The organism is Bradyrhizobium sp. B025 (assembly GCF_042257955.1).
In the GTDB taxonomy this organism is placed as follows: domain Bacteria; phylum Pseudomonadota; class Alphaproteobacteria; order Rhizobiales; family Xanthobacteraceae; genus Bradyrhizobium; species Bradyrhizobium diazoefficiens.
The window spans coordinates 7,874,549-7,894,716 of sequence record NZ_CP170150.1 but is presented as its reverse complement, the minus strand read 5'-3'; the positions used below and the strand labels follow the sequence as shown (position 1 = coordinate 7,894,716).

General features: G+C 62.4%; 20 protein-coding genes and 1 tRNA gene. 5 read left to right on the top strand and 16 right to left on the bottom strand.

Translation table 11 applies throughout. The annotated features are described in order from the left end of the window. Window positions 1-141: 141 nt before the first annotated feature. The 8 genes from ACE10W_RS37365 to ACE10W_RS37330 all read right to left on the bottom strand — a co-directional run bounded on the left by ACE10W_RS37365 (window position 142) and on the right by ACE10W_RS37330 (window position 7,985). Window positions 142-495, bottom strand: a complete 354-nt coding sequence (locus ACE10W_RS37365) for a nuclear transport factor 2 family protein (protein ID WP_028173745.1) — start codon at window positions 493-495, stop codon at window positions 142-144. A gap of 34 nt (window positions 496-529) precedes the next feature. After that, window positions 530-2,002, bottom strand: coding sequence for an amidase (locus ACE10W_RS37360; RefSeq protein ID WP_304548933.1), 1,473 nt, complete (start codon window positions 2,000-2,002; stop codon window positions 530-532). A 163-nt stretch (window positions 2,003-2,165) separates the two neighbouring features. Then, window positions 2,166-3,137: an iron exporter MbfA gene (gene mbfA, locus ACE10W_RS37355; protein ID WP_011090619.1), complete on the bottom strand. Its 972-nt coding sequence runs from the start codon at window positions 3,135-3,137 to the stop codon at window positions 2,166-2,168. An 87-nt stretch (window positions 3,138-3,224) separates the two neighbouring features. Next, window positions 3,225-4,367 carry an alpha/beta hydrolase gene (locus ACE10W_RS37350; RefSeq protein WP_304548930.1) on the bottom strand — a complete coding sequence of 381 codons (1,143 nt, stop codon included), beginning with the start codon at window positions 4,365-4,367 and terminating at the stop codon, window positions 3,225-3,227. Between the two features lie 114 nt (window positions 4,368-4,481). Beyond that, complete coding sequence (locus ACE10W_RS37345) at window positions 4,482-5,351, bottom strand: MBL fold metallo-hydrolase (protein ID WP_161532371.1); 870 nt, start codon at window positions 5,349-5,351, stop codon at window positions 4,482-4,484. Window positions 5,352-5,367: 16 nt separating this feature from the next. After that, on the bottom strand, window positions 5,368-5,979 hold the full coding sequence (locus tag ACE10W_RS37340) for a glutathione S-transferase family protein (protein ID WP_304548927.1): 612 nt from the start codon (window positions 5,977-5,979) through the stop codon (window positions 5,368-5,370). Window positions 5,980-6,092: 113 nt separating this feature from the next. Further along, complete coding sequence (locus ACE10W_RS37335; protein ID WP_011090615.1) at window positions 6,093-6,935, bottom strand: fumarylacetoacetate hydrolase family protein; 843 nt, start codon at window positions 6,933-6,935, stop codon at window positions 6,093-6,095. A 201-nt stretch (window positions 6,936-7,136) separates the two neighbouring features. Further along, on the bottom strand, window positions 7,137-7,985 hold the full coding sequence (locus ACE10W_RS37330) for an MBL fold metallo-hydrolase (RefSeq protein WP_304548924.1): 849 nt from the start codon (window positions 7,983-7,985) through the stop codon (window positions 7,137-7,139). A 255-nt stretch (window positions 7,986-8,240) separates the two neighbouring features. On the opposite strand from ACE10W_RS37330, the gene ACE10W_RS37325 reads away from it, so the two are divergent. Beyond that, window positions 8,241-8,717: a DUF3775 domain-containing protein gene (locus ACE10W_RS37325; RefSeq protein WP_028173751.1), complete on the top strand. Its 477-nt coding sequence runs from the start codon at window positions 8,241-8,243 to the stop codon at window positions 8,715-8,717. A gap of 118 nt (window positions 8,718-8,835) precedes the next feature. Here the strand turns inward: ACE10W_RS37325 and ACE10W_RS37320 are convergent, their stop codons facing one another. Together ACE10W_RS37320 and ACE10W_RS37315 are read right to left on the bottom strand one after the other, a co-directional pair. Next, window positions 8,836-9,618 (bottom strand): SDR family oxidoreductase, encoded by a 783-nt coding sequence (locus ACE10W_RS37320; protein ID WP_304548922.1) that lies wholly within the window; start codon window positions 9,616-9,618, stop codon window positions 8,836-8,838. Between the two features lie 128 nt (window positions 9,619-9,746). Next, a complete protein-coding gene (locus ACE10W_RS37315) occupies window positions 9,747-10,259 on the bottom strand; it encodes a CvpA family protein (RefSeq protein ID WP_060908908.1) in 513 nt (170 codons plus the stop codon). Window positions 10,260-10,380: 121 nt separating this feature from the next. On the opposite strand from ACE10W_RS37315, the gene ACE10W_RS37310 reads away from it, so the two are divergent. Then, complete coding sequence (locus ACE10W_RS37310) at window positions 10,381-11,142, top strand: SDR family oxidoreductase (RefSeq protein WP_060908907.1); 762 nt, start codon at window positions 10,381-10,383, stop codon at window positions 11,140-11,142. A gap of 78 nt (window positions 11,143-11,220) precedes the next feature. Here the strand turns inward: ACE10W_RS37310 and ACE10W_RS37305 are convergent, their stop codons facing one another. Further along, a complete protein-coding gene (locus tag ACE10W_RS37305) occupies window positions 11,221-12,819 on the bottom strand; it encodes a GMC family oxidoreductase (protein WP_304548919.1) in 1,599 nt (532 codons plus the stop codon). Window positions 12,820-12,915: 96 nt separating this feature from the next. Further along, window positions 12,916-14,385, bottom strand: a complete 1,470-nt coding sequence (locus ACE10W_RS37300; RefSeq protein WP_304548917.1) for a coniferyl aldehyde dehydrogenase — start codon at window positions 14,383-14,385, stop codon at window positions 12,916-12,918. 311 nt (window positions 14,386-14,696) lie between these two features. On the opposite strand from ACE10W_RS37300, the gene ACE10W_RS37295 reads away from it, so the two are divergent. Both ACE10W_RS37295 and ACE10W_RS37290 read left to right on the top strand, forming a co-directional pair. Continuing rightward, window positions 14,697-14,773, top strand: a tRNA-Met gene (locus ACE10W_RS37295). A 194-nt stretch (window positions 14,774-14,967) separates the two neighbouring features. Beyond that, entirely contained in the window at window positions 14,968-16,593 is a 1,626-nt protein-coding gene (locus tag ACE10W_RS37290; RefSeq protein WP_375762483.1) for a hypothetical protein, read from the top strand. 156 nt (window positions 16,594-16,749) lie between these two features. Here the strand turns inward: ACE10W_RS37290 and ACE10W_RS37285 are convergent, their stop codons facing one another. After that, window positions 16,750-17,658 (bottom strand): dienelactone hydrolase family protein, encoded by a 909-nt coding sequence (locus ACE10W_RS37285; protein ID WP_375762482.1) that lies wholly within the window; start codon window positions 17,656-17,658, stop codon window positions 16,750-16,752. Window positions 17,659-17,666: 8 nt separating this feature from the next. Next, entirely contained in the window at window positions 17,667-18,461 is a 795-nt protein-coding gene (locus tag ACE10W_RS37280) for a hypothetical protein (protein ID WP_375762481.1), read from the bottom strand. Between the two features lie 185 nt (window positions 18,462-18,646). On the opposite strand from ACE10W_RS37280, the gene ACE10W_RS37275 reads away from it, so the two are divergent. After that, window positions 18,647-18,874: a helix-turn-helix domain-containing protein gene (locus ACE10W_RS37275; protein ID WP_375762480.1), complete on the top strand. Its 228-nt coding sequence runs from the start codon at window positions 18,647-18,649 to the stop codon at window positions 18,872-18,874. A gap of 30 nt (window positions 18,875-18,904) precedes the next feature. Here ACE10W_RS37275 and ACE10W_RS37270 read toward each other — a convergent pair whose 3' ends face one another. Beyond that, window positions 18,905-19,228, bottom strand: coding sequence for a DUF3768 domain-containing protein (locus ACE10W_RS37270; protein ID WP_375762479.1), 324 nt, complete (start codon window positions 19,226-19,228; stop codon window positions 18,905-18,907). A gap of 109 nt (window positions 19,229-19,337) precedes the next feature. Then, complete coding sequence (locus tag ACE10W_RS37265) at window positions 19,338-19,958, bottom strand: hypothetical protein (protein ID WP_375762478.1); 621 nt, start codon at window positions 19,956-19,958, stop codon at window positions 19,338-19,340. Between the last annotated feature and the right edge of the window lie 210 nt (window positions 19,959-20,168).

Genomic DNA, 20,168 nt, shown 5'->3' with positions numbered 1-20,168 from the left:
ATTGATGGTGTCATCGCCCGCGAAGGCGGGCGATCCAGTACTCCGCAGCGGGAGTTGTGTGAGCCAACTGTCGCCGCGGAGTACTGGATGCCCCGGTCAAGCCGGGGCATGACAGCGGAGTGTGAGGATGGTTTGCCCGCCTCACCGCGACACGTGCGCCGACACCGCGAGCCATCTGCCGTTCTTCTTCGCCCAGCAATCGGTGTAGCGGCCCGTCGCCTGCTGGCCGTCTCCCGTGGTGTAGCTTGTCCCCGCGTGGATGATGGCGAAGTCGCCCATGATGCGGATGATGACGTCGTGCTCCCTGAGATTCCGGATCGCGATCGGCCGTGCCGTCTGCTCCAGGAAGGCGGCGCGGTCGACTAGCGTCTTGTCGGGATTGGAGCAGTAAAACTCCGGCGCCAGGATCTGGTCGAACCGCTTGACGTCGCAGTTCTGCACGGAGGCGACGTAGTCGCGGTTGAGCGCGGTGAGCTCCTCCATGTCCTGGCTCATGACGTTCTCTCCCTTGTGGTCGTTGACGACAGGACTAATCATCGAACAATGGCGGCGGTGTGAAGCCGCCGAACTCGCGCTCGATCAGTTCGGCGAGCCTCAACGGCGTGCGGTCCTCGAGGAAGGGGCCGACGATCTGGACGCCGACGGGCAGGCCGTCTTTCGACAGGCCGAGCGGAACGGACGTCGCAGGCAGGCCCGGAAGCGTTGCGACGCCCGGCCAGGCGAGCTGGTCGGAATAAGGATAATCCTTGCCGTCGATGCTGATGCGTCGCAGGCTCTGCTCGGGCGAATGATCGTGCGGAAAGGCCGGCGTCGGCATGATCGGGCAGATCACCGCGTCGAAGCTCTTGAACAGCGCGCGCCATTGCGCCCGCAGGCCGGCGCGGCTACCTGCGTCGAGCACCCAGGCGCGGTGGCTTGCAATCGTGCCGCGCAGCCGCTCCGCTTCGAGGCTTCGGTCCTCCGGCGACAGTTGCATCGCCCGAGCCTGCGAATCCGCCAGCTCGTCGGGCAGGAAGAACGCGCCGAGGAAGCCCAGCAGCATGCGCATGTAAAGCCGCGACGTCTCCGCGAAGTCCGGAAGCAGCGCGCTCTCGCGCGCGACCGTCACGCCGGCCTTCGTGAGGTCGGTGGCGAGCTTGTCGATCGCGCCGCGCACGTCCCGGTCAGTCGGCAGCAGCGGATGGCTCTCGATCACCAGGACGCGAAAATCGCGCAGCGACTGATGCCGCGCAACAGGCAGATCGAGTCTGTAGGCGACGCCGGCATCGAGCGGATCCGGTCCGGCCATGACGTCGAGCAGCAAGGAGAGATCCGCAGCGGTGCGCGCCATCGGACCGATGACGGCGAGGTCGCCTTCGCGCGGAATGGCCGGAAACGGCGGCGGAGTCTCGCCGCGCGCTGCGCAGAGATTGATGGTCGGCTTGTGAGCGAAGATGCCGCAATGAAATGCCGGCACACGCAGGGAGCCGCCGATGTCGGAGCCGGTGGCGAGCGCGCAATAGCCTGCGGCGAGGGCTGCCGAAGATCCCCCGGATGATCCACCCGGCGTGCGGCCGAGATCATAGGGGTTGTTCGTGGTGCCGTAGATGTCGTTGTAGCTCTGCCAGTCGCTGAGACCGACCGGCACGTTGGTCTTGCCGAGGATCACACCGCCGGCCTGCTTGATGCGTGCGACCGGCAGCGCGTCTTCGACAGGCTTGAAATCCTTCTGCGGGACGAAGCCCCAGGTCGTCGGCAGGCCGGCGATGTTAAAGGATTCCTTGATCGTCAGGGGCAGGCCGAGCAGCGGCTTGCGCTCGCCGCGGACCAATGCAGCGTCCGCCTCGCGCGCGGCGCCGAGCGCCCGATCGAAATCCCGCACGCAGATCGCGTTGATCTTGCCGTCGTGACGCTCGATACGGCCAATCGCGTCCCGCGTGAGCTCGACCGCCGAGACCTTCTTCGCGCTCAATGCGGCCGACAGCTCGACTGCGCTCTTGAAACTCCATTCCGATTTGGCCACGGCGCTTCTCCCGCTCTGGTTGTCTGCGGATGATGAGCAGTTTAGCCGAACGCTGCAACCGCTGTTTGATCGCGATTGATATGTGGATGAGGCTCGTCGGGCAGTGCCAAAAAGTCGGTGTCATCGCCCGCTTTCGCGGGCGATGACACCGAGATTGCGGCTACTACGCCGCTCCGATCAATATCCCCACCGCCAGCACGATGGCGCCGCCGAGCACGATCTGGAAAACGGCCTGGAGGAACGGCGTGTCCATGTAGCGCGAGCGGATGAAGGCGATTGCCCATAGCTCGAAGAACACGACGACTCCGGCGATCGCCGTCGCGATCCAGAACGCGTTGGCCCAGCTGTCGGGCACCAGATAGGGCGCGGTGTGGCCGAGCCCGCCGAGCGTCGTCATCAAGCCGCAGGTGAGACCGCGCAGCCATGGCGAGCCGCGCCCCGTGAGCGATCCGTCGTCGGACAGCGCTTCCGCAAATCCCATGCTGATGCCGGCGCCGATCGAGGCGGCGAGGCCGACAAGAAACGTCTGCCAGTTCTGGTGGGTGGCGAACGCGGCGGCAAACAGCGGTGCCAGCGTCGAGACCGATCCGTCCATCAGGCCGGCAAGGCCCGGCTGCACATATTGCAGCACGAACATGCGGCGGTTGGTGCGATCTTCCTCCGCGCGCACATCCGGGCTCAGGATCTGGTCCGAGAGCTTTGCGGCCATCTCTTCGTGGCCTTTCTCGGCTTCGGCGAGATCGCCGAGCAAACGGCGCACGCCGACATCCTGCGCCTGTTCGGCGGCCTTCACGTAAAAGCGCTCGGCCTGCAGTTCCATGGTCTCGACTTCCCTGCGGATGGTGTCGAGCGACAGGTTCTTGGTGAGCCAGACCGGGCGGCGACGCAGGAAGCCCTTGACGTCCTCGCGGCGGATGGGAGGCAGGTGCGGACCGAACCGCTGCTCGTACGTCTCCAGCAGCATGTGGCGATGTCCGCGCTCTTCCTCGGCCATCTGTTCGAAGATCTTGGCTGAGTCCGGGTAACGCTCTCTCAGATCTTCGGCGAAGGTCATGTAGATGCGGCTGTCCTCCTCCTCGGAGGAGATCGCGACCGCAAGCACCTCGCGCTCGGTCAGATCGGCAAAATTCTTCACGACGGCCCTGTCCCACTAGTTTAGAATGATTCTAAATTATATAAGCCGCCGTGGTTCCTGGGTCAAATCAGCCGGCGCGGGACTTAGTCAGGAAGTCTTGGCCAGGAAGTCGAGCAGCAACCGGCTCACCTCGGCCGGCTGCTCCTGCTGCACCCAATGGCCGGCGCCGTCGACGAGATGGCAGCCGAGCATCTTGGTGCACGCGCTTTTCTGCATCGCCTCGAACACGCCAGGGCGCTGATAGGTGCCCCAATCCTGCCTGCCGGAGATGAAGCAGGAGGGCACGTCGATGCTGCGGCCGGAGAACAGCTGCATCTCGTCGTTGAGCATGCCCGACGTACCGTAGCGATACCATTGCAGCCCGCCCTGAAATCCGGTGCGGCCGTATTCGGCGCTGTAGTAGGCGAGGTCGCTGTCCGGCAGCCATTGGTTCGCGGCGATCGCGGCGGGCGAGGGCATCTCCTTCGCGACCGTCTCGGCCATGGTCTCGCCGGCGTCCATCACGTAATAGGTTGGCAGCTTTGCCAGCTCGTCAGCCGACCACGCCTTGAGCGGATAGGGTTTGTTGTCGGTCCAGTCCGCGCTCTTGTGATGATAATAGGCGCGCAGGAAATCGTGCACGCCCTGCGGCGCGTGCTGCATGTCCGCGTTGGCTTCGCGTGTCGCGTAGTACCATTGATAGTGCTTGCGCGGACGCGGCAGCGCGGCAAGCTCGCGATGAACGGGGTCTTCGACCGCAGGCTTTGCGGGACGGTCAACTGTGTTGAATGGCAGCGGCGGCGCTCCGCCGAATGGCGCGCTCATCAGCGTCACCGAACGAAACACGTCGGGCCGGATCAGCGCACACCATGCCGCGACTGGGCTGCCGAAATCATGCCCGGCGAGATCGACCTGCTTGTAGCCGAAGGCCGACACCAGGGAGAGCGCATCGCGCACAAGGTTGAGGAGCGAGAACGGCGCGAGATCGCCATCGTAGTCGGCAGTCCATCCCGTGGTGCGCCCGTAGCCGCGCTGGTCGGGGGCGATCACGTGATAACCGGCGGCGGCGAGCGCCGGCATCACCTTGCGCCAGGAGAAGGCCAGCTCGGGAAAGCCGTGCAGCAACAGGATGCAGCAGCGGCCCTTTGACTCGAAGCCGGCCTCCAGCACATGCATGCGCAAGCCGTTGATGCCGTCGACATAACGCGAGCGGATTCCGGCGGGCAGGGGGATGTCGGGGAGTGCTGTCATTGCTTTCTCCACACGGGTGGAATCGTAGGGTGGGAAAAGCGGAGCGTGCCCACCATAAGGAGTGGTGGGCACGGCGCGCGAAGCGCTCGCCTTTGCCCACCCTACGGCATCTCGCTAAACCGCCGCACACACGAACGCGTTGCCCTTGCGCCGGATCTTGCCCACCGACGGCGAAGGGAAGTGCGCCGTGCAGCACAGCGTTTCGGTGTCGCAATAGCGCTCCAGGAAGCTGCGGCGCGTCGTAGCCGCCTTCGCCGGGTCGACGTCGAACTTGATCGACAGCTCCGGATAGAGCGTCTGCAGCGGCGAATGCATGAGATCGCCGGAGAACACCGCGTCGTCCTTGCCGCGGCCCACCGTGATTGCGATATGGCCCGGCGTGTGGCCGGGTGTCGGCAGGATCCGGACGTGATCGCCGATCTGGTGGTCGTTGCCGACGAGCTCGTGGCGCTTGGCCTCGACCACCGGCAGCACGCTGTCCACGAAAGGCGGGATCTCCGTCTTCGCGTTCTGAGCCGACCAATGGTCGAACTCCTGCCTGGCGAAGACGTAGCGCGCCTTGGGGAAGGTCGGCACCCAGCGGCCGTTTTCGAGCCGTGTGTTCCAGCCGACGTGGTCGACGTGCAGATGCGTGCACATCACGAAGTCGATGTCGCCAGGCGAGAATCCGGCGGCGCCAAGTGCACCCAAGTACGTGTCGTCGGTCTTCATGTTCCATTTCGGCCGATTGGGGCGCGGCTTGTCATTGCCGATGCAGCTGTCGATCAAAATGGTGTGGTGCGGCGTCTTCACCACATAGGACTGGAAGCACAAGAGCAGCACGTCGTTGTCGTCGAGTGCCTTGGCCTGCCGCATCCACGCCCGGTTCTCGGCCAGCACCTCGGGTGTCAGTCCCGGCAGCATCTCCAGCGCCGGGACGAACGAGGTTTCCTGCTCGATGACGCGATGGATGGTGAGATCGCCGACCGAGTATTTCAGGCTCATGGACACTCCTAGCGGGTTACGCCGCCGGCGGCACCGAGATCTTCACGGAAGGCCGCTCCAGCATCTTCTGGTGGAAGGCGTCGAGCTTCGGATAGGCCTTGCGCCAGCCGCAATCGGCGAAGCGGAAGTCGGCATAGCCGAGCACGCAAGTCAGGCCGATCTGCGAGATGTCGAACGGGCCGTTGAGGACATCGGGCATGTTCTCGAAGCGCGCCATGCCGGTCCAGGCCCGGTTCCAGTGGTCGTCCGACCACGCCTGCCATTGCAGGCCCTGCGGCCGCACCATTCTCTCGTAGCGGCACAGCAGCATGGAATCGAGCATGCCGTTGATCAGGGAGTGATTGGTCTTGGCCTTCCAGCGCCGCGGACCGTAATCCGGGATCAGGCTGCCGCCGGCCATCTCGTTGAGATATTCGACGATGACGTAGGAATCGAGGATGACGTCGCCGTCATTGGTGATCAGCACCGGCAGCTTCTTCAGCGGCGTGATGCGCGAATAGTCCTCATTGGCTTGCCCCGGGGCGACGGTTGCCGGCGTGAACTCGATCTTGTCGATCAGCCCAAGCTCGATCGCGGCGATGCGCACCTTGCGGGCGAAGGGCGAGGCGGCGGAGAAGGTGAGCTTCATTTTGGATCCTTGTTGTCATTCCGGGGCGATGCGAAGCATCGAACCCGGAATCTCGAGATTCCGGGTCTGGCGCTCTCGCGCCATCCCGGAATGACGAAGGAGGTGATTGCCGCTTACGCTGCCACGATCTCCTGCCGCTGCTCGCCGAGACCCTCGATGCCCAGCGTCACGACGTCGCCGACATTGAGGAAGGTCGGCGGCTTCATGCCGAGGCCGACGCCGGGCGGGGTGCCCGTGGTGATGATGTCGCCCGGCAGCAGCGTCATGAACTGCGAGACATAGGAGATGCACTTGGCCATGGAGAAGATCATGGTCTTGGTCGAGCCGGTCTGGCGGCGCTGGCCGTTGACGTCGAGCCACATCGACAGGTTCTGCACGTCCTTGATCTCGTCCTTGGTGGCGAGCCACGGGCCGACCGGGCCGAAGGTGTCGTGCGACTTGCCCTTGGTCCACTGGCCGAGGCGCTCGGTCTGGAAGTTGCGCTCGGAGACGTCGTTGCAGACGCAATAGCCGGCGACGTAGTTCAGCGCGTCGGCTTCGGAGACGTACTTGGCGCGGGTGCCGATGATGGCGGCGATCTCGACCTCCCAGTCGAGCTTGGTCGAGCCGCGCGGCTTCTCGACCGCGTCGTTCGGGCCGGACAGCGAGGTGTTCGCCTTCATGAAGATGATCGGCTCGGTCGGGATCGCGGCTCCCGTTTCCTTGGCGTGGTCGCTGTAGTTGAGGCCGATGGCGACGAATTTCGAGATGCCGGTGACGGGCGCGCCGAACCGCGGCTTGCCGGAAACGGCGGGCAGCGAGGCGGGGTCGAGCGCGGCGAGCTTCTTCAGGCTTTCCGGCGAATAGGCCTCGCCGGTCAGGTCCTTCACATGCGCCGACAGGTCGCGCAACTGGCCGGATTTGTCGATCAGGCCGGGCTTTTCCGCACCCTTTTCGCCGTAACGAACAAGCTTCATTCTCGTTTCTCCCTGGAGATGGACCGATCGGTTAAATAGCTTCATGGAACAGGGCGGCGGGAAATTCAACCGCTCAAAACGGGGCGCATTGCAGCCCCTCCTTTGTAGGGTGGGCAAAGGTGCGGAGCGCCGTGCCCACCAATTCTTTTCCTTGCCCGGGAGGGTGGACACGCCGCGCTGTGCCCACCCTACGATTGCGTCTCATCCCAGCGCCACGAACCTGAACGCGTCCCCATCCCGCCTGATGTGTCCGGCCGAGTAATGCCCGCCGATCACCAGCGTCGGGGTGTCGGCAAAGCGCGAGAACACCTTGTGCCGCGTTGCCGCCGATTGGGCGGGATCGGTATCGATGACCGAGCACCAGTCGAGATGCGACATCTGGCAGGGATGATGGGCGACGTCGCCGGTGAGCAGCCCCTGTTCACCGCCGGACTCGATCAGGACGCTCATGTGACCGGGGCTGTGGCCGGGGGTCGGGATCACGCTGATCTCCTCGCAGAGCCGGTGATCGCCTGGGATCAGCTCGACCCGGCCGGCATCGACGACCGGCTTCACGGAATCGTTGAACACCGCGACCTTGTCCGGCTCGGCCGTATAATCGCGCCAATACTCGTATTCGGTCTCGCCGAACAGGTAGCGCGCCTTCGGGAAGGTCGGCACCCATTTGCCGTCGACCAGTTTCGTATTCCAGCCGACATGGTCGACATGAAGATGTGTGCACAGCACGGTGTCGATGCTGTCAGGGGGAAAGCCCGCCGCCGCCATGGTCTCCAGAAACGGCGTGCTGCGGTTGTTCCAGACGGGGATGCCGCGGCCCTGCTTGTCGTTGCCGAGACCGGTGTCGACCACGATGCGGCGCGTCGGCGTCTCGACCACCAGCGAGTGGATCGACATTTTCAGTCGGCCCTCTTCGGTGGCGAAATGCGGGATCAGCCAGGGCAGCTTCCGGATTTCATCGTTGGTCGCGGCCGGCAGGATGAAGCGGGTCGAGCCGACTGTCTCCATCTCGACGAGTTTCGTGATCTTGACCTTGCCCACCTTCCACGACATCCGGCGCATCACCATGTTCTTGCTTTGCGCCTCGCCGTCATTCCGGGGCGATGCGCAAGCATCGAACCCGGAATCTCGAGATCGTTGCGTGAGATTCCGGGTTCGCGACGACGTCGCGCCCCGGAATGACGAGAGAGAACGCTTTGGCGCCGAAACATGCGGTTTTCCGCCATGGAGCGCAATGGATCATCTGGTGGCGCGCCGCGTTATCGCTGGAACCCAGGAAAAACCAGAGAAGAGCGAGAGGGGAAGACGATGCCAGAGCTTGCAATTTCCGCCGAGAAGGTCGCTTTCATCATCGAGAAGGCCCGCGAATTCGACGTCAAGGAAGCAGCATCCGATCCGGACTCGGGCTCGAACCCCTCCGACGATGACGGGATCGACGTTCTGGAGGACACGGCGTCCGATCCGGTCGCAAGCGAGTTGACCGGCTTCATCGGGGCGCTGAACGAGGACGAGCAGCTCGACCTCGTGACGCTGATGTGGATTGGCCGCGGCGACGGCTCCGTCGACGAGTGGGACGATCTGCGCGCCCGCGCCGCCGAGGCCCGCGCCGAATACAAGGCGCCCCGGCGTGAAGCTGTGCAATATCTGCTGGGCGAGCCGATGCTGGGCGATCTGTTGGCCGACGGTCTCGACGAGCTCGGCATCGACTGGACCGATGAGCGCCTCACTGCCGATTCCTCCGGTCCCAGCGAACGGGACGAGGATGAGCCGACGAAACGGCGATGAGTAGCCGGGCTCGCAGTGAGCCGGAAATGATTGGGCTCTGACGCCTCCACATCATCATGCCCGGGCAAGCCCGGGCATGATGGTCTTTCGTGGATTGCGCCGTCTCAGGCGCGATGGCTCACAGCGTGCCCGGGAACGCGCCACCGTCGAGCAGGATGTTCTGCCCGGTGATGAAGCCGGCCTTGGCGCCGCAGAGAAAAGCGCAGGCATAGCCGAACTCGTCCGGCTGGCCGAAGCGGCCCGCCGGGTTGAGCTTGGCGCGCTCGGCCAGGATCTGCTCCGGCGTTGTGCCGCGCTTGTCGGCCTCGGCCTTGGCGGTGCCGGTCAGGCGGTCGGTCTCGAACGGGCCCGGCAGGAGGCCGTTGATGGTGACGTTGTTGATCACGGTCTTGCGCGACAGGCCGGCGATGAAGCCGGTGAGGCCGGCGCGCGCGCCGTTGGAGAGGCCGAGGATGTCGATCGGCGCCTTCACCGCGGCCGAGGTGATGTTGACGATGCGGCCGAACTTGCGCGCCATCATGCCGTCCACGGTCGCCTTGATCAGCTCGATCGGGGTCAGCATGTTGGCGTCGATCGCCTTGATCCAGTCGTCGCGGGTCCAGTTGCGGAAATCGCCGGGCGGCGGGCCGCCGGCATTGTTGATCAGGATATCCGGCTCCGGGCAGGCCTTCAGCACGGCCTCGCGGCCCGCCGGCGTGGTGATGTCGCCGACGATCTCGGTGACCGCGACGGCCGGATAGAGTTTGCGGATGTCGTCGGCGGTCTTCTTCAGGGCCTCGGCGCCGCGCGCGGTCAGCGTGACGTCAACGCCGGCTTCGGCCAGCGAGATGGCGCAGGCGCGGCCGAGGCCCTTGCTGGATGCGCAGACGATGGCGCGGCGACCTTTGATCCCAAGATCCACTGTTTCACTCCCGTAATGTCAGGCAGGTTTTGGACGGGCGGCACTCTAGCCAATCGTGGTGCCGCTGATAAGGGACGGGCTCGCACCAAAATGCATGCGCCTCCGCGCGGCGATGCAAATGCGCCTGATCAGATGTGCCGCTCCTGCTTGAGGCGGTCGATCGCGGCAGCGGCTTCCGGCGGCAGCGACTTGAAGCCCATCTGCCCGGCCGCCGAGAACAGCGGCCGCAGATGCGAGCCGGCCAGGAAGGGCGGCTGGCGGTTGGCCGGCACGATCTGGTCGAACACCAGCACCAGCGTGGTGGCGACGAGGCCGACCCTGATGGCGCCGAGCGTGGCGCCGCCAAGGCGGTCGCCGATCCCGGCCTCACGGACCGTGTCGTTCACCGCGAGGCGGCCGATATGTCCGAACAACATGCCGACGACGAGAAAAATGCCGAAGAACCAGATCCAGTTCTGGAGCAGCGGCGCGTTCGGATTGCTTGCGATCTGCGGCACGATCAGCGGCATCAGCGCGACCGCGATGGGCGCGGCGAGCAGATAGGCGAGGATGGTCATGGCGCTGCGCAGCAGGCCGGTCCTGAATCCGAAGCCGATGGCGATGGCGAGCGCCGCATAGACCGCGAGATCGAAACTGTTCATGAGCAGAGCCCTGCCTCGGTGGAACGAATGAACGCCGAACCGATCATTCTGGTTTCAGACCGCTAAAATCGTCTGTATTTTTGGCTCCGGAAGCTCAAGGGTTACGCCCAAGGAAATCGTCATGTCAGGCCTATTCGACGTCAGTAAAGAAACCATCCTCGTCACCGGCGCGAGCCAGGGGCTGGGGCGGCAGTTTGCCCGGCTGCTGGCGGCGCATGGCGCGGCCGTCGCGCTCGCGGCACGGCAAACGGACAAGTTGAAGAATCTGGAACAGGAGATCCGCGGCAACGGCGGCCGCGCCGCCGCCGTCGCGCTCGACGTCACCGACATCGCCTCGATCGCGAAGGCCGTCGATGCCACGGAAGCCGCGCTCGGTCCCGTCACGGTGCTGATCAACAATGCCGGCATCGCCATCGAGAAGCTGGCGACCGAGCAGACCGAGGCCGATTGGGACGCGGTGATCGGCGCCAATCTCAAGGGCGCCTATTTCCTCGCGACGGAAGTCGCGCGGCGCATGATCGCGCGCAAGCAGGAAGGCAACATCGTCAACATCGCCTCGGTGCTCGGCACCGGCGTGCTGAAGGCGGTGTCGCCCTACGCGATCTCCAAGGCCGGCATTATCCAGGCGACGAAAGCGATGGCGCTGGAGCTTGCGGGGCAGAACATCCGCATCAACGCGCTGGCGCCCGGCTATATCGACACCGAGATGAACCACGCCTTCTGGTCGACGCCGGCAGGCGAGCGCCTGGCAAAACGCATCCCCCAGCGCCGCGTCGGCGCCGAGTCCGATCTCGACGGCGCGATCCTACTGCTGGCCTCGAAGGCCTCGCGCTACATGACGGGGAGCGTGGTGACGGTGGACGGCGGGTTCTTGTTGAATTGATTGCTTCCGTCGTCCCGGCCCCCATGCGCAATTGCGCACTAGGCCGGGACGACAGTGGAGAGTGACGCGACAGCGTCGCTAATTCGCCCGCACTTCCGCCCTGATCATATCCGCCGCCTTCTCCCCGATCATGATCGTCGGCGCGTTGGTGTTGCCGCCGATCAGCGTCGGCATGATCGAGGCATCGACGACGCGCAAGGCCTCGACGCCGTGCACCTTCAATTGCGGATCGACCACGGCCATCGCATCCGTGCCCATCTTGCAGGTGCCGACGGGGTGATAGACGGTGTCGACGCGATTGCGCAGGATGGCGCGGATGTCGTCGTCCGTCTTCACATCGGACGTGAACATGTCCTTCTTCTGCAACGCGCGCATCGCAGGCGTCTCCATCAGCCGTCGCGTGGTCTTGAAGCCTGCGACCATCGTCTCGAGATCCTCCGCCTCGCCCAAAAAATTCGGATCGATCATGGGGGCGGCGAGCGGATCGGCGCTCTTCAGCCAGACGCTGCCGCGGCTCTTCGGTCTGAGCAGGCAGACATGGCACGAGAAGCCCGCTTCCTTGTGCTTCTTGCGGCCGTGGTCGTCGAGCATCGCGATGATGAAGTGCAGTTGAATGTCCGGCACGTTGAGGTGGGCCTGCGTCTTCAGGAAGCCGCCACACTCGGCGAAATTGGTGGTCATCAGGCCGCGTCGCTCGCGGCGGTACCGCTGGATCGCGCGCAGCAGGGATGGCAGCCGGCCGAGTGACGCGTGAACGAAGTGCGGATAGTCGGAGGCGTAGACGAACACGAAATCCGGATGGTCCTGCAGATTGCGCCCGACGCCCGGCAAATGATGCACGACGCCGATGCCGTGCGCGGCAAGCGCATCGCTGTCGCCGACGCCCGACAGCATCAGCAACTGCGGCGACTGGAAGGCGCCGGAGGCGAGGATCACCTCGCGGCGGGCGCGGAGCTGCTTCAGCTCCTTGTCCTGCCGGTACTCGACGCCCACTGCGCGCCTACCTTCGAACAGGATGCGCGTGGCATGCGCTTGCGTCTCGACGCGCAGATTCGCCCGCTTGCCCATGTGGGGATCCACATAGGCGCGCGCCGCGCTCCAGCGCTCGCCACCGTGCTGCGTCACCTGGTAGCTGCCGAGCCCTTCATGGTCGTCGGCATTGAAGTCCTCGCGGATGCGAAACTGCGCCTCGCGCGCAGCCTGATGGAAGACGTCATGGATCGGATTGTCCGAGCGCAGCTTGTTGACATGCAGCGGGCCGCCCTTGCCATGATATTCGCCGTCGAAATCGGCGTTGTTCTCCGAGCGCCTGAAGTAGGGCAGCACATCCGCATACGACCAGCCGGCATTGCCGAGCGCGGCCCAGTGGTCGTAGTCCCATTTGTTGCCGCGGATATAGACCATCGCGTTGATCGCCGAGGAACCGCCGAGGCCCTTGCCGCGCGGTTGATAGCCGATGCGGCCGTTCAATCCCTTCTGCGGCACAGTGTCGAACGCCCAGTTGGCCGCGCGGTATGGCAAAGCGAGCCCGAATGGCGTGGTGATCCGCCAACTGTCGTTCCGCCCGCCCGCATCGAGCAGCGCCACTGATGTCGCCGCATCCTCCGACAGCCGCCCCGCAACCGCGCAGCCGCCGGAGCCCGCGCCCACGACGACAAAATCGAATGTGTCAGTCAATGTTGTTTCTCCCCTTATCGTCATTCCGGGGCGCGCGTAGCGCGACCCCGGAATCTCGAGGTTCCGGGTTCGCTTCGCGCCCCGGAACGACTGCCCCTACGACATGAACCGCATCATCTTCTCCAGCCGCGCGATCTTGCCGCCATAGGGCGGGTAGAGATCGGCGAGGCGGTTGAATTTCGAGCGGTAGAACACCGGCTTCAGCTTGCTGAACGTGCGAAAACCCCATTCGCCGTGATAGGCGCCGGTGCCGGATGCGCCGACGCCGCCCATCGGCTGGTTCACCTGCGCGAAGTGGAACAGGCAGTCGTTGACGGTGACGCCGCCGGAGACGGTGCGCGACAGCACCGCGTCGCGCGCGTCGCGGTCCTTGCCGAACCAGTAGAGCGCAAGCGGCCGGTCGCGGCGGTTGACGAAGGCGATGGCATCGGCCGGCTCGCGATAGCCCAGCACCGGCAGCACCGGCCCAAATATCTCCTCCTGCATCACCGCCATGTCTTCGGTGGCGCCAAGGATCAGCGTCGGCGGGAATTTGCGGTGCGCCTTCCAGTTGGGATCGTCGGCCCTTGCCGGTTGCAGGATTTTTGCGCCGCGCTCTACGGCATCCGCGACGAGACCTTCGAGCCGCGCGTAGTGCCGGTCGGAGATGACGGAGGTGTAGTCCTTGTTCGCGGGATCGGTGCCGAACATGCGCCGCATCTGCGCGCGCAGCTTCTCGGCGAAGGCCTGCAGCGAGCGCTCCGGCACCAGCACGTAGTCCGGCGCGATGCAGGTCTGCCCGGCATTGAGCAGCTTGCCGTAGGCGATGCGCTCGGCCGCCTCATCGAGATCGGCGGAGGCGTCGATGATAGCAGGCGACTTGCCGCCGAGTTCGAGCGTCACAGGCGTCAGATTGCGCCCCGCGGCCTCCGCGACCAGCCGTCCGACCCGGGTCGAGCCGGTGAACACCAGATGATCGAAGGGGAGCGACGCAAAGGCCTTGGCGATCTCGTCCTCGACGCCGGTGACGAGCAGCTCGGTCGCGTCGAACCTTGCGGCAACCGTCTCTTTCAGCAGGCCTGCGAAATGCGGGACGAGCTCGCTCGGCTTGATCATGACCAGGTTGCCGGCGGCAATCGCGCCGATCGCGGGCGCCAGCGTCAGCTGGAGCGGATAATTCCAGGGGGCGATGATGCCGACGACGCCGAGCGGCTGCGGGATCAGCCGGTTGCGCGCCGGCAGGAATTGCAGCGCGGTGGCGATTCGCTGCGGCGCCATCCAGCTCTTCAGGTGTTTTGTCGCATGGCGTATCTCGCTGTAGACCATCATGGTCTCGGCGATGGTGGTCTCGACCGCCGAGCGGTGGCCGAAATCGGCCGAGATCGCCTGGCGGAAGCGCTCTTCATTGTCGGCGACGACGGCGCGCAGCCGCGCCAGCCGGTCGAGCCGCTCGGCCAGGTCAGCGGCCGGCTCCGCCCGCGACCGCGCGACCATGGCGTGGAAGGCGTCGTCGAGGGCCCGCAGCGGGGCGCTCGCCGGGGATCGGTCCAAAGATCGGTCCAAGATCTGGTCCCGGATATGGTCCATGGCGTTGCTCCCTAAACTGGCGTTTCGCCCCTGGTTTTGTTGCGGCAAGCTGGCCCTTTGCGGAACTTCTGGCAAGGGCGCGGCTGGCGGGCCGGAATCCGGTCCATCCACCTGTCATAAAGTCGAAAAAAACGTCCTCGCAGCCCTTTCCAAAGGCAGCCCGGGTTGGTACATACCCCCCGCACCCGACGGGCTTTGCCCCGGGGTTGCCTTCCAAGGAAGCCTTTGGGACGGAAGAAGCAAGCCACGCGAACAGCGCCGGCCCTCATCCCCCGTCCCCGGCATTTTAACGAAGGCGCGCAACGGTTTAACGCGGGGTGGAGCAGCCCGGTAGCTCGTCAGGCTCATAACCTGAAGGTCATAGGTTCAAATCCTATCCCCGCAACCAAGACAAGCCTCTGATTTTATGAGGTTTTTAGAAAGCCGCCCTCCGGGGCGGCTTTCTTGTTTTGGGGCCGTGTCGCCACCGTGTCGCCACGCATTGCTTTGTGTTCGACCCGCTGCAACCGCCAAACGCGTCCTCGCCCAGAAGGCACAACTGTTGATATCCTTCCTGCGCTGGAGTGTGCAGGGGGTGGTCACGTGAACCTATCGTCGCCTTGGGACGTATTGAAACCTATTGCGGCAAGGATGCCGTCTGTCGTCCGCGAGCACGAAGTCCTGCGCATTGCCGCCGTTGTCCATGGTAAGGACAAAGCAAAAGCAGCAGCAGCAGCACGCCGCGAAGTTCTATTCTGGGCTCAAAAGCGGAGTGGTGGCCGTCTCCCCAATCATGCCTGGGAATTTGAAGAGTTCGATTACCTATCGGGGGGACGTAACAGTGCTGTCGTTCGTATTGAAAACAACGAGACAGACATCTGGGCAATACGCGCGGACGACCCCGACAAGACGGTGCCAGGGCGTTCTTGGACGACGGAGGTCGTCGTCGGTCTAGCTGCGGACAAGCCTTGCCAATTTAGTGCGCGATTATTGGCAAGTACTTCTGAAGACAACCTTGCCATTGAACCACACACACCCGGATTTGTTCAGCAAGTCGCTGAGAAGTGCATTCTATCGCGTGGGCCGATAGACCTCTCCGCAGAACCCTGGTTGATAGAGTCGGAAGCTGACGCCGAACGTCTTGTTGAGCTTCTTATAGACCCCTCTCGGAATCTGCCTGTTTTCGTCATGACCGTTCCCGAGGACGCCGAGGACCCGAATGTACCGATCCTAGACGCCACAACTCTTGCTCGCGCTGTTTTGGGAATCGGTCAGATTGTCATAGTCCCAGCAGCTCATACGTGGGCATTGACTAGTCGGTTTGGGAGGCAGCGGTCGGTATTCGGAGGAGCGGTGCGCGCCTATCTCGCAGGGTTTTCCGATGATGCAAGTCCATACTCCCACCGACTTGTGTTACGTGAGCAGATTTCGACCGTAGAGAGCGCCCGCCAATGCGTGCGATGGATGAAATCATTCGCTGCGGCTGAAAGTATTCGTCGCACCCGCCTCGGGACGGACGTGCTAGCATTTACGGCCATTCGCAACGCATCGCTTCAACTCAGTCAAGCTCGATTGGAGCAAGAAGGAGCTAGCGATACTCAAAAACTTGAAGCGGCCACTGCTCGAATAAAAGTTCTCGAAGAGAATTTAAGGAGCTTAGGCGATTCTGAAGCTTTTCTCCTCGACGAGCATAAGCAGGCCGAAGAGCGGGCGAAGTCCGCCGAAGCGCAACTCAGTGCTGCAACTTTCCGAATTCAGCAGCTCCTGGACCAAATTAAGAAACGTGGTCAGATACCAGACGCCGATATTAAGCTGCCTTCTGCATGGAGCGAATTTGGGGATTGGTGCGACCAACAGCTAATAGGTCGAGTGGTGCTCGCACCTCAAGCGCGTAGCGGTGTTAGAAATCCAGAGTTCGACCACCTAGAGCTAGCCGCACGCTGCTTGCTGTGGTTGGGAAACGAATATCGCGACCGTCGCCTCGAAGGAGGAGAGGGTACGCTCAAAGACTACGTTATAGAAGCTGGAGTGAAAAATGCTCCATGCGGAGCTGATGAATTTAGAGTGTCATGGCAAGGTCAAACACACATTGCCGATTGGCATATCAAGAATGGCGGCAACACACGCGACCCTAGGCGATGCCTACGTATCTATTACTTCTGGGACGCGAGCACGCAGCAGGTCGTAATCGCTGATATGCCAGCGCATCGTCGTACTTCGGCTACTTAATCTGGCGCGTTGAGCCTAGTCCGGACAATGCATGCGAAAGTCCGGTTGAATGCAGGTGGCTTCCCGGTGCAATCGCATCCACGTTCTGCCTGGTCAGTCGCATGACCAATCCAAGAACCTCCGTTCTCCGTGTCGCCACTGTGCGCGTATTCGTGGTCATCTGGATTCAACGCCTTTGGCAAACTTCTTCGTCTTGATCGCGGAGATGATAGTCTGCATCATGTCCTTCTCCGCTACCGGATTGTAGGTCAAAGCCCAGCCATGCGCGCCGATCTTTGACGGCTGGTTGAGCAAGAACCCATGGTTGGCACCTTGGTACTCGATCAACTGGATCGGTGTCGCGCGTTTCTTCTTCATCATCTCGTGGCACGGAGCTGGCGGGTTCGCGTTGTCCTGATCGCCGACAAAGACGATCATCGGAGCGTAGTAGTCGCCGTATTTCGTGATCACGCTGTAGCAGTTCGGCGCAATCGGAAAGCCTGCTGCAAAGTGGTGCGGATGGTCGGCTTCCTTCTTGGTCATAGCCATGAGGCTCGCCAAGCCGCCGTTGCTGTAGCCCATGACGTAGACTTCGCTCGCGAGCTTCTTCTCGATCAGATAGTCAAGCGCGGAGTAGGCGTCGTCAGCGCGCCGACGGCCCCAGTGCTGGTCAGGCAGACCGCAGCTTTCATCCACGTAACGTGTGGTGTAGCTATCGAGCACCAGCGCACCGATGCCTTCCTTGTTGAGCACGTCCGCGACGTGTGCCGTCCACTCCTTCTCCGAAGTGACCATGCCGTCGCAGCCATGCATAACGACCACGAACGGCACCGGCCCCTTCGCATCCTTCGGCGAGTAGATAAAGGCATTTAACTCGCCGTCCTTTTGCACGTCGCCGAACTCCTGCGGTGTGCCGTTCTTGAAGTTCTTTGAGAAGCCGCTGTCGTAGGGGTTGTCCTTCGACCAGTGCTTGCTCGAATTGTGAGCGTAGTCGCCCTTCCACTTGATCTTGACCTCGGTGGGGTCGGCCTGTGCCGCGTTGAAAGACAGAACAAGAAGTATGGTAAGAAATAAGCGCATTTGCATTCTCGCTATCAAGACCATCGCGTGATCCGCACGTCAGGTCGGATCGTTCGCAAAATGCTCAGAAATTGATCGCGCTTGAATTTGGAGCGGAACATCAAGCGCCGTGCACCAAATTCTCCCGACAGATTCACTTGGTAGTGGTGCACGGTTTTGTATTTTGGATTCTTTTCGCCCAGGCTCGCCAAAACATCGACGCCGCGCTTGTTAATGGTCTGGGCGTTGGCATCGTGAATGCTGGACAACGGCAATCCTAGCCGCCACGCAAAATAAGGATAAGAGAGCCGATCACCGGAGACGTTAAAGTGGGTGCCCATGAGGTGGGACGTTAAAGCAGAAACAAAAGCTATCGGTACGACAACAAATCCTATCATTCCAAACGTTGGCGAGAGCGTCCCAGCGAGACCGACAAAGACGATTGAGGCATTGAAGGCGATCAAGACCGGAGTGGTGCAGACCTTTAACCAATCGACTATTCGATTTGACACCATGGGAATCTGATCGACATCGTCTTCAGTATCTTCATTATCTGGTTCTGATGTCTCCTCGTACCTGTCAACCTCAGCGGGCTCCTCGCTTCCGCGTTTGTCGTCTTGCACCGCGTAGACAATCGGCAAAGGCGAGGGAGCGCTCGCGGTTGCCCACGCTTGCTGCTGTTGCGAGGGCGGAGAGCGTCTAGCCCTGATGAGCAGATAGATTGATCCAACGAAACCGATGAGCAGAGCGGCCAGAGCTATGCGGGCCTGCAAGTCGGAATTCTCCACACCTGCGATAACGCACACGATCATGGCCGCAAAGATCGACACGGAAGTACCGGCGAAGACAAGGAGCAAAGACAGAGCGAAAAATAACGGGGTTGAAACACGCTGAAGGAAACTTTGTTGGTGGAGCTTTCGGCGCTGGACATTATTCGATCCTTTCGATGTTTCGTTGGCGCGCCCGCACAGGTTGATACGAATAGGGACTATAATCCCTAGAGACTATATGCCCGATGGTGCTCGATCCCGCAATGCAGGATTGGCGCGCGGTGTTGGGGAGGAATGTTCGGAGGATCCGTCAGCAACGACGGATGACACAGGAGAAGTTGGCGTTCGAAGCCGAGATCGACTTGACCTATATGGGCGGGATCGAGCGAGGCAAACGCAACCCCAGCCTGTTGGTGATGGCCCGCATCGCTGAAGCGCTTTCCGTGCCTTTGACGAAGCTTCTTTCTGACTAGTGGTGTTACGTTGGTCGGCCCAGCAGTCGCTTAATATTCTTCGGCCAGCATGAGCGTGATCACTCGCCGGGTGACGGTGGGATCGGCCGGGTCGGGTGAACCGAACTCGAAATTCGCATCGAAGTACTCGATCTTGAAGATAATGGACGAGCCCTCAAATTCGAACACGCCGAAATCGTGCTCGCTGTGCGGATCGTTGGCTATACAGAAGTCGTCGAAAATCCCTATAGCCGTCAGGAGACGCTGAACGGTCTCTGGTCCGAGCGCGGCAATGCCAGGCGTCATGAACGCCTTGCCGCCCGTGAGAGTCGTTCGAAGCTGATCATTAAGCGCACGAATCCGTTCAACCGACATGGTTGCTTTCTCCGGTGATGTTGGGGAATGCCGGAATCTGTCCGGCGCGTGGGTAGGGGGGTGGCCCGGGCCGCAGTCCGAGCCTATTTGGAATCGAGGGCGGGTAGAATCAGGCGGGGCCAGGGTTGACCAACGCGACCGTGTTGATGTGCCTGATGAACTTCGGGAGCTTGGGTGCGTCGCGATATCGCAAGGTCAGAATCTCTTGGTTCCGCTGGACTACCACCGCCTCCCACCAGCCATCATCAGGCGACTCGTGAGCCAAGACCATGTGGCCGACGCCGATCTCCTCCCAACTGCGAGGTAGGCCGGACGTTACCGGGGAGATGCATCTTACTTCTTCCGTCGCAGCGTCCGTTTCGCTCTTCATCTGAGTGTTCTTGGAAGCCTGCTCCGGAGCATTTTGTTGTTCCGCGGCAGGGTCTCCGTCAGCAAGCGGACCCGCCGCTTCCAGTATCTTGTCGTAGAGTTCACGCCTGATGTTCGGGACGAACAGCTTTACGACCTTGCCGCCGCCGTAGACCCGTCCCACCGGCAGCTTCATACCCAACGCTGACACTGCTTCCGGCTGGTCGATCAGTACGCGGCACTTCATGTCCATGGCCGCCGACACGATGCTGTCCTTTAGCTCGGCGAAACGAGCGCCGCGCGGCTTGCCATTGGCGTCGAGTCCTAGGACGTAGACCTGATCAACCTTTGCCGGTGCGGCCTTCCCAGTTTTCTTGCCCATCTACTAGCTCCCAGAAATGCAGAAGGGAGCCGACAGGCTCCCTCAATCCGCGATTGAATGGTGATTTTAGTCCAAGAAGTGCTCAGGGTAATTCAGGTAAACCCGGAAGTATCTCCAAGTCTAAAATCAGCTAAGTCGTGAATCGACCTTGCTCGCACAGTATATGCTAATAAGTGGTCGAGAACAAGTACCTGTAAATACAGTAAATAT

Bases quoted from the DNA above. Each gene is read 5' to 3' on its own strand.
- ACE10W_RS37365 (WP_028173745.1), bottom strand. From the start codon at position 495: ATGAGCCAGGACATGGAGGAGCTCACCGCGCTCAACCGCGACTACGTC.
- ACE10W_RS37350 (WP_304548930.1), bottom strand. From the start codon at position 4,367: ATGACAGCACTCCCCGACATCCCCCTGCCCGCCGGAATCCGCTCGCGT.
- ACE10W_RS37345 (WP_161532371.1), bottom strand. From the start codon at position 5,351: ATGAGCCTGAAATACTCGGTCGGCGATCTCACCATCCATCGCGTCATC.
- ACE10W_RS37340 (WP_304548927.1), bottom strand. From the start codon at position 5,979: ATGAAGCTCACCTTCTCCGCCGCCTCGCCCTTCGCCCGCAAGGTGCGC.
- ACE10W_RS37335 (WP_011090615.1), bottom strand. From the start codon at position 6,935: ATGAAGCTTGTTCGTTACGGCGAAAAGGGTGCGGAAAAGCCCGGCCTG.
- ACE10W_RS37330 (WP_304548924.1), bottom strand. From the start codon at position 7,985: ATGTCGTGGAAGGTGGGCAAGGTCAAGATCACGAAACTCGTCGAGATG.
- ACE10W_RS37325 (WP_028173751.1), top strand. From the start codon at position 8,241: ATGCCAGAGCTTGCAATTTCCGCCGAGAAGGTCGCTTTCATCATCGAG.
- ACE10W_RS37315 (WP_060908908.1), bottom strand. From the start codon at position 10,259: ATGAACAGTTTCGATCTCGCGGTCTATGCGGCGCTCGCCATCGCCATC.
- ACE10W_RS37310 (WP_060908907.1), top strand. From the start codon at position 10,381: ATGTCAGGCCTATTCGACGTCAGTAAAGAAACCATCCTCGTCACCGGC.
- ACE10W_RS37300 (WP_304548917.1), bottom strand. From the start codon at position 14,385: ATGGACCATATCCGGGACCAGATCTTGGACCGATCTTTGGACCGATCC.
- ACE10W_RS37285 (WP_375762482.1), bottom strand. From the start codon at position 17,658: ATGCAAATGCGCTTATTTCTTACCATACTTCTTGTTCTGTCTTTCAAC.
- ACE10W_RS37275 (WP_375762480.1), top strand. From the start codon at position 18,647: ATGGTGCTCGATCCCGCAATGCAGGATTGGCGCGCGGTGTTGGGGAGG.
- ACE10W_RS37270 (WP_375762479.1), bottom strand. From the start codon at position 19,228: ATGTCGGTTGAACGGATTCGTGCGCTTAATGATCAGCTTCGAACGACT.
- ACE10W_RS37265 (WP_375762478.1), bottom strand. From the start codon at position 19,958: ATGGGCAAGAAAACTGGGAAGGCCGCACCGGCAAAGGTTGATCAGGTC.